This is a genomic window from Lentzea tibetensis (assembly GCF_007845675.1).
Classification (GTDB): Bacteria; Actinomycetota; Actinomycetes; order Mycobacteriales; family Pseudonocardiaceae; genus Lentzea; species Lentzea tibetensis.
Genome location: NZ_VOBR01000043.1, coordinates 1 through 12,847 on the forward strand (window position 1 = coordinate 1; position 12,847 = coordinate 12,847).

General features: G+C 69.6%; 11 protein-coding genes and 1 pseudogene. 7 read left to right on the forward strand and 5 right to left on the reverse strand.

The features are described 5' to 3' along the window. Nucleotides 1-919: 919 nt before the first annotated feature. The 4 genes from pcrA to FKR81_RS39610 all read right to left on the reverse strand — a co-directional run bounded on the left by pcrA (nt 920) and on the right by FKR81_RS39610 (nt 4,829). Nucleotides 920-3,232, reverse strand: coding sequence for a DNA helicase PcrA (gene pcrA, locus FKR81_RS39595; RefSeq protein WP_146360151.1), 2,313 nt, complete (start codon nt 3,230-3,232; stop codon nt 920-922). Between the two features lie 58 nt (nt 3,233-3,290). After that, complete coding sequence (locus FKR81_RS39600) at nt 3,291-3,767, reverse strand: hypothetical protein (RefSeq protein WP_146360153.1); 477 nt, start codon at nt 3,765-3,767, stop codon at nt 3,291-3,293. A gap of 30 nt (nt 3,768-3,797) precedes the next feature. Next, on the reverse strand, nt 3,798-4,262 hold the full coding sequence (locus FKR81_RS39605; RefSeq protein ID WP_146360155.1) for a hypothetical protein: 465 nt from the start codon (nt 4,260-4,262) through the stop codon (nt 3,798-3,800). 66 nt (nt 4,263-4,328) lie between these two features. Beyond that, a complete protein-coding gene (locus FKR81_RS39610; RefSeq protein WP_146360157.1) occupies nt 4,329-4,829 on the reverse strand; it encodes a hypothetical protein in 501 nt (166 codons plus the stop codon). A 200-nt stretch (nt 4,830-5,029) separates the two neighbouring features. Between FKR81_RS39610 and FKR81_RS39615 the strand changes: the two are divergent. Beyond that, nucleotides 5,030-5,317, forward strand: a pseudogene (locus FKR81_RS39615) (chorismate mutase); the annotation flags it as partial. Here FKR81_RS39615 and FKR81_RS39620 read toward each other — a convergent pair. Further along, the gene (locus FKR81_RS39620; protein WP_235922179.1) at nt 5,314-6,366 is read right to left on the reverse strand and encodes an arginase family protein; all 1,053 of its coding nucleotides are present in this window, start codon (nt 6,364-6,366) and stop codon (nt 5,314-5,316) included. The pseudogene FKR81_RS39615 and the gene FKR81_RS39620 overlap by 4 nt on opposite strands. 66 nt (nt 6,367-6,432) lie before the next feature. Here FKR81_RS39620 and FKR81_RS39625 point away from each other — a divergent pair, with 66 nt between their 5' ends. The 6 genes from FKR81_RS39625 (at nt 6,433) to FKR81_RS39650 (ending at nt 12,846) form a co-directional block, all read left to right on the forward strand. Then, complete coding sequence (locus tag FKR81_RS39625) at nt 6,433-6,747, forward strand: hypothetical protein (protein ID WP_146360160.1); 315 nt, start codon at nt 6,433-6,435, stop codon at nt 6,745-6,747. A 104-nt stretch (nt 6,748-6,851) separates the two neighbouring features. After that, entirely contained in the window at nt 6,852-7,679 is an 828-nt protein-coding gene (locus FKR81_RS39630; protein WP_146360162.1) for a hypothetical protein, read from the forward strand. Between the two features lie 132 nt (nt 7,680-7,811). Beyond that, nucleotides 7,812-8,636: a hypothetical protein gene (locus FKR81_RS39635; protein WP_146360164.1), complete on the forward strand. Its 825-nt coding sequence runs from the start codon at nt 7,812-7,814 to the stop codon at nt 8,634-8,636. 145 nt (nt 8,637-8,781) lie between these two features. After that, complete coding sequence (locus tag FKR81_RS39640) at nt 8,782-9,624, forward strand: hypothetical protein (RefSeq protein WP_146360166.1); 843 nt, start codon at nt 8,782-8,784, stop codon at nt 9,622-9,624. 186 nt (nt 9,625-9,810) lie between these two features. Further along, complete coding sequence (locus tag FKR81_RS39645) at nt 9,811-11,115, forward strand: serine/threonine-protein kinase (protein ID WP_235922180.1); 1,305 nt, start codon at nt 9,811-9,813, stop codon at nt 11,113-11,115. 99 nt (nt 11,116-11,214) lie between these two features. Beyond that, entirely contained in the window at nt 11,215-12,846 is a 1,632-nt protein-coding gene (locus FKR81_RS39650) for a serine/threonine-protein kinase (protein WP_146360168.1), read from the forward strand. The last annotated feature ends 1 nt before the right edge of the window (nt 12,847 follow it).

Genomic DNA, 12,847 nt, shown 5'->3' on the forward strand with positions numbered 1-12,847 from the left:
GGCTTGACCATCCATAGGAGCATCTTGGGGCCCCTCGCGGCGTGGTGGGGCCGGCTCCGCCGGCAGGAAGAGCACCTGCCGGCCCGATAGGGGTACCACGCCGCACCCCAAGTCAAGGCCCAATCGCGCGGTGCCCACCACCCCGCACACTGCCGACGCGCACACTCCTTGCCTGATCACACCTGCCCGCCTGCCGCCGGGCCCGCCTTCCGTCGGTACACCGACCCACCTGCCGTCGGACTCGCCTTCCGCAATCACACCAGCCCACCTGCCGTCGTGCCCGCCTTCCGTAGACACCGACCCGCCTGCCGTCGGCCTCACCTTCCGTCGGCACACCGACCCACCCGCCGCCGGGCCCGCCAGCTCGACCCACCCGCGGCTGGGCCCGCCAGCTCGACCCACCCGCGGCTGGGCCCGCCTTTCGCCCGATGCGACACACCCCTGGCCCTGCGGGCCGCCGCTCGCGGCCGCGTCCCAGGCTCGCGCGGGCGTCCCCCGCGCACGAGAACCCCCCGAATCGATGCTCCCAGCCAGCACCGACAATCCCCGGCCCCACAGACAGGTCAGCCACGAACCGGGGGGTGCGGAAGCCCGCAACTTCCACGGCGCAGCGTGGACCCCGCGAGCGAAGCGAGGCCAGCACGCCAAGCAACCCACCACGAAACCGGCAGAAGCAAAGGCGACCCACACCCCAACCGGCACGAACCAAAGGGGCACCGACCAAACCGGCAGGCACCAAGAGAGCAGGGCGAAACCGGCAGGTACCAAGGAAAGGAGCGCCCGCCGCACTGGCGAGCACCGCACCGCCCAACGGGCGCGGCCCAACTACGGAACCGGCAGCCGACCGTTCCTCAACACACTTCGGCCCCAGCCCGGCCCCGCTCCCAACCCCCGGAGCCACAGCCCCAGAGACGAGCAGCTACAGCTTCGTCATCGGCACACCGCCGATGAGCATGAGCCGAACAGTCCCGGCCGAGCCGAAGTCGATGGTCGCGGTGGCCCTGGGCCCGACGCCGTCGACGGCTACGACGGAGCCGAGGCCGTACTTGTCGTGCGTGACGCGGTCGCCGACATCCAGCTTCATCGCCGGGGTGTCCTGCCAGCCGCGTGAAGGCGCGGGGCGGGAGCCCAGGCCGCCGGAGGCGGTGGATCCGCGGCGCCAGGTGGTGGCTGTCGTGGGAGCCGCGCGCGTGGGTTCGACGCGGCGCCAGTCGAGCAGGTCGGCTGGGATCTCGCCGAAGAAGCGGGATGCGGGGTTGGCCGACGGCTGGCCCCACGCCGAGCGGACGAGTGCGCGGGACAGGTACAGGCGTCGCTGCGCGCGGGTGATGCCTACGTAGGCGAGGCGGCGTTCCTCGGACAGCTCCTGGGGGTCGCCCAGTGCGCGCATGTGCGGGAACACGCCGTCTTCCCAGCCGGTGCAGAACACGACCGGGTACTCGAGGCCCTTGGCGGTGTGCAGGGTCATCAGGGTGACCACGCCGTCGGACTCGGCGTCCGGGATCTGGTCCGCGTCCGCCACCAGCGACACGCGCTCCAGGAACGCGGCTAGCGAGCCCTCCACCACGACCGTGTCCTCCTCGGACGCGGGGGGCTGCTCGGTGAACTCGCGGGCGACGGTGACTAGCTCGTTCAGGTTCTCGATGCGGGTGTGGTCCTGCGGGTCGTCCGACGCCTCCAGCTCGGCGCGATAACCCGTGCGGGACAACACTTCTTCGAGGATGTCCGCCACGTCGTCGCCGCGGGTGACCATCTCGCCGAGTGAGTCCATCAGCTCGACGAAACCGGCGATCGCGTTGCGGGAGCGGGGGTTCAGCATCGGCACGCGGTCGTGCACGGCCTCGCGCAGGGCGGCGGCGAAACTGATGCGTTCGCGTTCGGCGTAGGTGGAGACGCAGGCCTCTGCGCGGTCGCCGATGCCGCGCTTCGGCACGTTGAGGATGCGGCGCAACGACACCGTGTCCTCGGGGTTCGCGAGGGTGCGGAGGTACGCGAGTGCGTCGCGGACCTCGCGGCGCTCGTAGAAGCGCACGCCGCCGACCACTCGGTACGGCAGGCCGAGGCGGATGAAGATCTCCTCGAACACGCGCGACTGGTTGTTCGTGCGGTAGAAGACGGCGATCTCGCTGTTGTTGAACTCGCCGCTGTCGATCAGGTGGTCGATCTCGCGTGCGACGAACGCGGCCTCGTCGTGCTCGTTGTCCGCGACGTAGCCGACGATCTTCTCGCCCTCGCCGAGGTCGCTCCACAGGCGCTTGTCGCGGCGGTTCGGGTTGCGCGAGATGACGGCGTTCGCGGCCGTCAGGATGTTCTGCGTCGAGCGGTAGTTCTGCTCGAGCAGGATCGTGGTCGCCTGCGGGTAGTCGCGCTCGAACTCGACGATGTTGCGGATCGTCGCGCCGCGGAACGCGTAGATCGACTGGTCCGCGTCGCCGACGACGCACAACTCGGCGGGCGGGACCTCGCCGCCCGCGACGCCGACGAGCTCGCGCACCAGCGTGTACTGCGCGTGGTTCGTGTCCTGGTACTCGTCGACCAGCACGTGCCGGAACCGGCGGCGGTAGTGCTCGGCGACGTCCGGGAACCGCTGCAGCAGCTCGACCGTCTTCATGATCAGGTCGTCGAAGTCCATCGAGTTCGACTCGACCAGGCGCCGCTGGTACACGGCGTAGACCTCGGCGACGCGGCGCTCCAGGTCGTTGGTCGCGGCGTCGGCCGCTTCCTGCGTGGAGATCAGCTCGTTCTTGAGGTTCGAGATGTGCACGGCGAGCGTGCGGGCCGCGTAGCGCTTCGGGTCGAGGTCCAGGTCTCGCGCCACGAGCGTGATGAGCCGCCGCGTGTCGTCGGAGTCGTAGACCGAGAAGTTCGACGACATGCCAAGGGTTTTGGCCTCGCGGCGCAGCACCCGGACGCACATCGAGTGGAACGTCGACACCCACATCGACCTGGCGCGGCCGCCGACCATGTCGGAGACGCGCTCCTTCATCTCCGCGGCTGCCTTGTTGGTGAACGTGATCGCCATGATCTGGCCGGGGTGCACGTCCCGTTCCGCCAGCAGGTAAGCGATTCGCCTGGTGAGCACACGGGTCTTGCCCGAACCGGCACCGGCGACCACGAGCAGCGGTGCACCGCTGTGCTCGACGGCACGGCGCTGCGCCGGGTTCAGGTCGGCGAGCAGGTGATCGGACCGGGAAGGGGTGTGACTTGCGGGCAAGTCGAACAAGGCGCTCATCGTGGGTCCACGTTACCGGGCGGCACCGACAGTCCGGTGCCACCCGGCGACGAGCACGTCAGACGCGAGTGTTGGTCTGGAACGGGACGCCTTCGTGCGCCGGCCCGAAATCGCCAGTGGTGGCGTACACGTCGATCGAACCGACGTCGTCCATGTGGTCGTGCACGTACAGGTGGACGGTCAGCGTCGGCCACGCCTCGCCGGGCACCATGAGCTGCGGGTTGTGGCACTCGATGCCGCCGTCGACGTCCCAGCAGTCCCAGTCGTCGCCGCTGTAGTCGGCCACCTCGACCGCGTCCGGAACCGACACGAACACGGACACCTCGTCGAGGTTCTCGTCGGCGGCGTCGCTGAGGTCGACCGTGAAGTAGCCGAACGTGTTAGCCGTCCAGGTGCCTTCGCGGTCCACCCCCATCCCCATCCCGCGGTCGAGGTCGATCGACACCGGTGACGGCTCGTCAGAGGCGTGGGCGAGCGGTGACGCAGCAAGAGAAAGAGCCGCGGCAGCGCACACGGCAGCAGCAGTCTTGAACATCGAAAATCCCCCAAAGCGAAAAGAATCGGATCAGACGGTCTGGAACGGCACGCCTTCGTGCGCGGGCCCGTACTCGCCGGTCGTGGCGTACACGTCGATCGAGTCGGGCGCGTCCATCTCGTCGTGCACCCTGGCGTAGATCAACAGGTCCGGCCACGACTCACCGGGAACCATCAGGCGCGGGTTGTGGCACTCGACGCCGCCGTCGACGTCCCAGCACTCCCACTCGGCGGAGATGGTGAACAGCTCGATCTCGTCGGGAATCGAGACGAACAGCGTCAGCTCGTCCAGGTTCTCGTCACCGGCGTCGCTGGTGGACACCCTGAAGTAGAAGTCGTCCTGGTCGGCGATCCAGGTGCCGTCCTCGTCCACCCGGAGCCCGTCGCGGGGTGTCAGCTGGATGGCCACCGGCGACGGCTCGGACGCCTGGGCGGCTGGTGAGACAGCGAGAGAAAGGGCCGCGGCAGCGCACACGGCGGCGACAACCTTGAACATGGAAGATCCCCCAGTGGTCTGAACAACTTACGCCCCAAGGGACGTACCACTGGGGGATCGGTTGCGTCAGGTGCTGGTGTTCGTCTTGAACGGAACCCTCTCGCCCGCCCAGCCGTACCGGCCGGTGGTCACCCAGACCTCGATGGCGCCCGGCTCGTTCATGTGCGAATGAACCTGGTTGCGGACCGTCAGCGTCGGCCACGCCTCACCCGGCACGACCAGGTGCCCGGTGTGGCACTCGATGCCGCCTTCAACGTCCCAGCAGTCCCAGCCCTCGCCGCTGAAGCCGGTCACCTCGACCTCGGCGGGGACGAAGACGTAAGCGTCCATCTCGTCCAGATCACCGTCTCCCTTGTCGGTGACCTTGACCGAGAACTCGGCGGACGACCGGGCCTCCCAGTAGCCGTACGTCTTGTTGATCGCCACACCCTTGCCGGGCGTGAGCTCGATGGACACCGGAGGTCTCTCACCCGATTCGGCGAAGGACGGTCTTTCGGCCGCGCTCGCCGGTAGTACCGCGACGGCCAGGCAAGCTGCGGCTGCCAGCACGGCGCTGGTGGTTTTCACGTTGTGTCTCCTGTTGGCCACGTTCTGTAGTTGACATGGACCCCCACGATCTGGTGATCGTATGGCACACTGTCGACGTGCGCGCGACTCACTTCGAGTTTTTCTACGGGATCCGGACTCCGGCTCCCGTGGTCGCGTAGCGCAGACAAGCCACCACGAAGCCCCGGAGTCCTCGGACACCGGGGCTTCGCTGCTGCCGGGCCAGGACTCGCAGAGTCGAAAGGTTCACCTCCATGAGCACCACCGCGCCGGACATCGACGAGCTGCGCCAGGAGATCGACCACCTGGACGCCGAGATCCTGCGGCTCGTCGCACGTCGCGTCGAGGTCTCCAAGATCATCGGAGCCACCCGCATCGCCAACGGCGGCACGAAGATCGTGCACAACCGCGAGATCGACGTGCTGAACCGCTACAAGTCGCTCGGCCCCGAGGGCAAGGACCTCGCGATGATCCTGCTCAAGATGGGTCGCGGTCCGCTCGGCCGCTAGAGGACGCCTGGCCAGTGCGGGCCCACCGCGGCCCGCACCAGGTCGAGATCTCGGTCGACGAGCTGGCTGTCATCCGGGACGTAGGCGAGCGGGTCGGTCAGCAGCGAGAGCCCGAGCAGCCCCTCGACCAGCGCGTGCAGGCACAGCGCCGAGTACCCGCGCAGGTAACCGCCCTCCTGGGTGAGCACGACGCGCGTGCCGAACGCCGCGACCCTGCGGCCGATCTCGCGGTAGCCGGCCGCGGTCAGGTTGTGCCGCCCGTTCGGGTCGAACGCCGAGCCGTCGAACCCGGAGGCGCACACCAGCAGGTCCGGTGCGAACTCCCGCAGCACCGGGAACGCGATCTCGTCCAGCGCGCGCAGGTAGGCGGTGTCCCCCGCCCCCAGTGACAGCTCGATGTTGACGTTCACGCCCGCGGCGCCTACTTCGGACGGCGCGCCCGTCTGCGGGTGGTTGGGCCCCCACGAGCCGTGCCGCATGTGCACGGACACCGTCAGCACGTCCGGCTCGGCGAAGAACACCTCCTGGGTGCCGTTGCCGTGGTGGACGTCCCAGTCCAGCACCGCGACGCGCAGGCCGGACCGCCGCGCGGTCTCGGCGACGAGCGCGGCGTTGTTCACGAAGCAGTACCCGTCCGCCATGGTCGGCTGCGCGTGATGCCCAGGCGGCCTGACCAGCGCGTACGCCAGTGGCGCCCCGGACTCCAGCGCCGCCAGCGCCGTCCCGGCGGCGGCCAGCACCGAACGCCACGTCGACGGCCCGGCGACCGTGTTGACCTCCAGCGCCACGCGCGAGGACACCCGCAACGTGGACAAGTAGGAAGCGGAGTGCACGCGCAGCAGCTCGTCCAGGACGGCGTGCCTGCCCTCTCGCCACGTCAGGTGAGGTGCGACGGGCCCGTGGCGCAGCGCGTGGCGGAACGTCCGCAGCCGCGCCGCGTTCTCCGGGTGCGGTTCGAGCACGTCGAGCCACGGCCAGGAACCGGGGATCTCCCACAGGCCGGCACCCGCGTCGTGCTCCAGGCAGTCGTCATGCCAGAAGATCTCCACGTTCCCATTAGATATCAGGGGTGTCACCGATGGTCCCCAGCGGAAAATCGCAGGCACACTGGACGCATGGTCATCGGTCTCATCGCGGCACTCATCGCCATCGTCGGGCTGCTCGCCGCGCTGGCGCACGACGGATACCTCGCCATGCTCGGCTCCGCGGCGAAGAACAAGCGCGCCGCGGGCGCACCGATCGCGAACTACGTGCGCAGCCGCTGGACGGTCGCGGGTGTCACCACTGCGGGCGCACTTCTCGGGTTGTTGATCACCACGGGTGACAGCACCACCGCGGACGTGCTCGGCGCGCTCATCGCGGGCGGCAGCGGTCTCGCCGCCACGCAGGCGCTCCAGACGGAGCGCAAGAAGCTCAACAGCGGAACCTGAAAGTTCACACTTACGGGTGTCACTCGTCTTGAAACCACCCTTCCGGTTGGTTCGACACCGCTGAACGGCCCTACTCTGAGGAGGTCGCAGAGGGGTCTTTCGGAATGGACGAACAGCCGGGCAAACACCGCCTGGACGCGGGGGCGGCGGCCCCGGTCGCCGGTGGTGGGAACGAAGTGCCGCAGCCGCGCCGCCGTCCGGTCGATCCGCTGTCGGACACCGATGGCCTGCGCAAGTTCAACATCGGCCTCGTCCCCGCCTCGGTCACGCCGCCGCGCACCTGGAAGCGCGCCGCGTGGTTCGCCGTGCTCTCGTCGGCGGGCGTGCTGATCGGCCTCACGATCGCCGCGGCCAAGCTCGTCGGCGCGAACGGCCCGGTGGAGCGCATCGGCCTGCCCGGCTACCCGTCGGACATCCCGATCATCACCGGCATCCGGGAGAACAACCCGCCCGCGTCGACGGCCGGTCAGCGGCCGACGGGCACCCGCGCGCCCGCCTCGGCGCCCGTTCAGGGCACCGGCGGGTCGTCGGCCGCGCCGGACCGCACGGGCGGTGCGACGGCGCGCCCGACCACCCAGCCGCCGATCGTCACCACGCTGCCCGGCGGCCAGGTGCCCGTCGTGGACGGCGGCAAGATCGCCGAGCGGACCGAGAAGTTCTACCGGGAGATGGCGACCAACGCGGACACGGCGATGGCGCTGACGACGGACAACTTCAAGGCGAACACCGAGGCGCTGCTGGAGGGCAGGCTCGCGGACGTGTCGCTGATCGAGGTCAAGGAGATCGCGGTCGACCCGTCGCAGGGCCTGACCGTGAGCCTGCTCCAGGTCACGAAGAAGGACGGCTCGGTCAGCACCGAGAAGCGCGAGCTCCGGTTCACGCTGACCGACCTGCCGCTCATCAACGGCGAACGTCTCTCGTCCGGCGGCTAAAGGTCAGCACCGCATCAACCGACAGTAGTTATCGACACCATCAGGCGATGTTGAGCGACCGCTGACCGCCACGAACGACTGAAGTCCGCCAACGAGCTGGCGTTGACGCGTGAGGTCACGGTACGTCTTCTGGTGACCACGAAGAGTACGGAGGCCAGGCCAGTGCAGCGTCCCGCGACGACCGGCAGGCGGCACACCCGCGCCGGATCGATCAGCGTGGCTGAGCTCATCAAGCAGCAGCCGACCCCGATCCGCATCCCCACCCCGGACGAGGCCGCGACCGAGACGCTGGTCCTCGACCTGCTCGGCCCGCGCGAGCCGGAGAACAACCGCCGTCGCCGCAAGTCGAGCGGCCGGGCAGCCAAGGCGGCCGGCCTGATCACCGGCGGCGTCGTGCTGTTCGCGTCGGTCGCCGCCGCCGCGATCCTGGCGGGCAACCGCCCGGTGAACACCGGCGTCCCGCACACCGAGCGCCCGGTCGCGCTGTCCGGCGCGAGCGCGCTGCGTCCGGACGTCCTCGCCGCGAAGCTGCCAGGTGACCACCAGCAGTCGCTGCCGACCAGTCAGCTGCCGCCACCCCCGGCGCTGGTCATGGAGCCGTCGGCCGCGCCGGCCACGGACATCTCCGCACCGCTGGTCTCCACCGGCCCGCAGCCGCAGATCGACGTGGTGCGCCGGTTCTACGAGCTGCTCACCACCGCGCCCGCGTCGGCGACGAAGCTGCTGTCGCCCGACCTGGTCGGCGCGGACCCCGAGGAGTTCGTCCGGTCCTGGGGCATGATCCAGGCCGTCAACGTGGACCAGACGGTCCTCCGGCAGGACGGCTCGGTGCTCGCCGTGGTGTCCATGCAGGAGCGCGACGGGAGCTGGCTGAGGCTCGAGCAGCTCTTCTGGCTGACTGACACATCGACACCGCGCATCATCGGCACCGAGGTCCTTTCAGCCCAGCGCAGCTGACCATTCGCAGTCGAACGGTGACCGCTCGTCGCCGAAACGCTGTTTCTTTCGAGAAAATTGCCCCAAAGGGGTTACGCCCAGGGTCACGATTCGGTATCCATGATCCCGCCAGTGCGCAGACGCAACCTGGAAGGGTGAACGAGCGGTGCCGAACGAGGACAAACGACGTCGGCTGGATGGTGCCACCACCACACAGCTGTCGGTCGCAGAGTTGATCGCCCGGCGCGAGGCCGAGACCCAGGAGATCCCCGTCATCACCGACGCGGTGATCGCGGACATCGAAGACGACACGAACGAGCCGACCATCCGGTTCACCGCGGTCACTCCGAAGCCCCGCAAGGCCACCACTCCCGGTGGTCGCGAGCTGCACATCACCGAGCTCCTGCGCCGCGAAGGCCGCGCTGAGGACGCCGCCGAGACCGGCGGTTTCGCGGTCGGCAAGCTCGTCGCGGCGGCCAGCGGTGGCGTCGTGCTCTGCGGCACGGTCGCGTTCGGCGCGTCCAGCTGGCTGTCCTCGCCGGACGAGCGCCCGCTCGCCGAGGTGCGCTTCGACGAGCGCGTCCAGGCCCGCGGTTCCAGCGACAACGGCGTCGTGAAGATCCCGACGAAGACGCAGGACCAGCAGGTTCCCGGCACCGAGAGCGCGGAGGAGACGCAGCAGGCCCAGCCGCGCGTCGCCCCGTACACGCAGCAGCAACAGCAGCAGAAGCCCGGCACGCAGACGCCTGCTCCCACCGAGGAGCAGACCTCGAACCAGACGCCGAGCGAGCCCTCGACGCCGCCGGCCACCACCACGCCGCCGTCGAGCGAGACCCCGACGCCGCCGAGCAGCACCAGCCCACCGCCGCCGCAGTCGAGCAGCACGCCGACCCCGCCGCCCTCATCGTCGACGCCGCCTCCGAGCAGCACGCCGACCGCGCCGGTCAAGGTGGACCTCGGCGTCCTCGACCCGCTCCTCGGCGGTTTCGACTTCTTCGCCCCCGCCTAGTAGCGGGTACGCCTACGATGCGGTGACGCCGGGCCCGGAGACATCTCTGGGTGGCGTCACCGCAGGGGTACTCTTTGCGGGCACATCGCCCGAGACCACCGCACGAGGAGCCACAAGCGTGAAATCTGCTGCCGCAGCCGCAGTCACGCTGCCCAGCTCAGAGTTCATCTCTTCCGAGGTGGTCGAGTGACGACCTCCGACGGCCGGCTGGTCGCTGATCGCTACCGCTTCCTCGACCGCATCGGCTCCGGCGCCATGGGCGTCGTGTGGCGCGCGCAGGACGAGCGCCTCGGCCGCGTCGTCGCGGTCAAGCAGCTGCTCCTCCAGCCCGGACTGGACGCCGCCGAGAAGGACGAGGCCATCCAGCGCGCCATGCGCGAGGGCCGGATCGCCGCGAAGCTGCACCACCCGAACGCCATCGCCGTGTACGACGTCGTCGAGGAAGACGGCGTCCCGTGCCTGGTCATGGAGTACCTGCCGTCGTACAGCCTCGCCGACGCGCTGTCCGAGGGCGGCCCGATGGACCCGGTCGAGGTCGCCCACATCGGTGCCCAGGCCGCGGCCGCGCTGTCCGCCGCGCACGCGGCCGGGATCGTGCACCGCGACGTGAAGCCCGGCAACGTCCTGATCGCAGAGAACGGCGTCGTCAAGATCACCGACTTCGGCATCTCCCGCGCCAGCGACGACATCACGGTCACCAAGACCGGCCTCATCGCGGGCACGCCCGCCTACCTCGCGCCGGAGATCGCCAGGGGCGCGGACCCGACGCCCGCGTCGGACGTCTACTCGCTCGGCTCCACGCTGTTCGCGGCGATGGAGGGCGAGCCGCCGTACGGCGTCAGCGAGAACACCCTCGGCGTGCTGCACGCGGTCGCCGCCGGCCGGATCAACCCGCCGACCGTCGACCACCCGCTCGCCGACGCGCTGCTCTACCTGCTCAACTACGAGCCGGACGACCGGCCGACCATGGGCCAGGCCCGCGACCTGCTCAACGCGGTCGCGGCGGGCCGGGCGCCGACGTTCACCGGGCTGCCGGCGCCGGTGGGTCCCGCGGCGACGACCGTGATGGACGCGGACCGCACGCGCGTCGTCCGCCCGACGCCGCGCACGGCACCGCCGATGCCGCCGGTCGCGAAGCCGTCGAACAACCGGCCGCTGGTGATCGCCGCGATCTTCCTGGCGACGCTGCTGGCGCTGGGTGGCCTGCTGTTCGCACTGGGCGTGTTCAACGGCAAGCGGAACGACACGCCGCCGGTCACGAACAGCTCCACCTCGGTCACGACCACCGACGCGACGCCAAGCTCACAGGTGACGACGACCACGTCCGAATCGACCCCCACCAGGGAAACGACGACGACCACCACGACGACTACAACCACGACAACGACCACAACCACCACGACGACGACTACGACGACCACGACGAAGCCGTCCGTGTCGACGCCCCCCACGACGACGAGCGTCGTGGTCGGGCAACCTACGGGGCGTTGATTCTCGTAAGGTGGGTAACCGCACTGTTGGGTGAACTGAACCCGGCAGCGTGATGAGACGTTGAACAGAGAGCCAGATTCCGTACGACTTGGAGCAACCGTGACCGACGATGGCCGCTTGGTCGCTGGTCGCTACCGATTGGGTCAACGAATCGGTAGCGGCGCCATGGGCATCGTCTGGACCGCTCACGACGAACGCCTGCACCGGACGATCGCGATCAAACAGCTGCTCCTGCAGCCAGGGCTCGCCGCGGCGGACACCGACGAGGCGAAGCGCCGTGCCATGCGCGAGGGCCGGATCGCCGCGCGCCTGCAGCACCCGCACGCGATCGCGGTCTACGACGTCGCGGAGGACGACGGCCAGCCGTGGCTGGTGATGGAGTACCTCCCGTCCAAGAGCCTCTCCACGGTCCTGTCCGAGCGCGGCACGCTGCCGCCGCTGGACGTCGCGTCGATCGGCATGCAGGTCGCGTCCGCGCTGGCCGCCGCCCACATCGCGGGCATCACGCACCGCGACATCAAGCCGGGCAACGTGCTGCTCGGTGACGAGGGCACCGTCAAGATCACCGACTTCGGCATCTCCCGCGCGACCGGTGACGTCACGGTCACCGCGACCGGCATGCTCGCCGGCACCCCCGCGTACCTCGCTCCCGAGGTGGCCAAGGGCTACGACCCCGGCTCGCCGTCGGACGTGTTCTCGCTGGGCTCGACGCTGTACGCGGCCGTCGAGGGCACCCCGCCGTTCGGTCTGAGCGAGAACACCATCGCGCTGCTGCACCAGGTCGCGGCGGGCAAGGTGACGCCGCCGCGCAACGCCGGTCCGATGACCGCGCTGCTCATGCGCCTGCTGCGCGCCGACCCCGAAGAGCGCCCCACGATGGCCGAGGCCCGCGACGGCCTCGCCGCGGTCGCGAACGGCAAGGCCGCACCCGCGTTCACGCCGGCCGTGGTCGCGCCGATGAACCCGCCGTCGTGGCGCGGTGCCCCGGTGTCCTCGCCTGCGGGCCCGACGCGCGAGATCCTGCCGCCGAAGCCGCACCACCAGCCTCAGCCGCAGCACCAGGGCAACATGCCCAACCCGACGCGCGTCGACCTGCGCACCCCGCCGCGTCCGACGCCGCAGCCGATGAACGGCCGTCCCGCCGCGGCGCCGCAGTACTCGTCGTCGCGGCCCGGCGGCAAGGAGCCCAAGAGCAAGCGGTCGACGATGGTCACCGCGCTGGCCATCGTGATCGCGGCCGCGGTGGGCATCATGATCGCGAGCCTCATCTCGGGCAACGGCGACGACAACAACAACACGGCGAACGGCAGCACGCCGACCGGGTCGGAGCAGACCCAGCAGCAACAGCCGTCGTCGAAGTCCAAGCCGGCGGGCCCGAAGGCCGGCGAGTGGACCACGCAGCCGACTCCGGACGACATGGAGAACATGCTGCGGGAGTACTTCCAGACCGTGACGGACAACCCCGAAGAGGGCTGGACCTACCTGAACGAGTCGTTCCAGGGGAAGGTCAGCGGCGGCTTCTCCGGTTACCAGAACTGGTGGAAGAACATCGACAAGGCCGAGATCGTCAACGCCCAGTACGACGGCAACTTCTACTGGAACGTCGAGGTCAAGTACACGAAGAAGGACGGGTCGTCGACGGTCGAGCCCAAGGGCTACTCGTTCCAGTGGGCGAGCCCGAACCTCCTGATCAGCGCGGAGAGCTCGCTCGGCCCCGCGCGGCAGGGCTGAA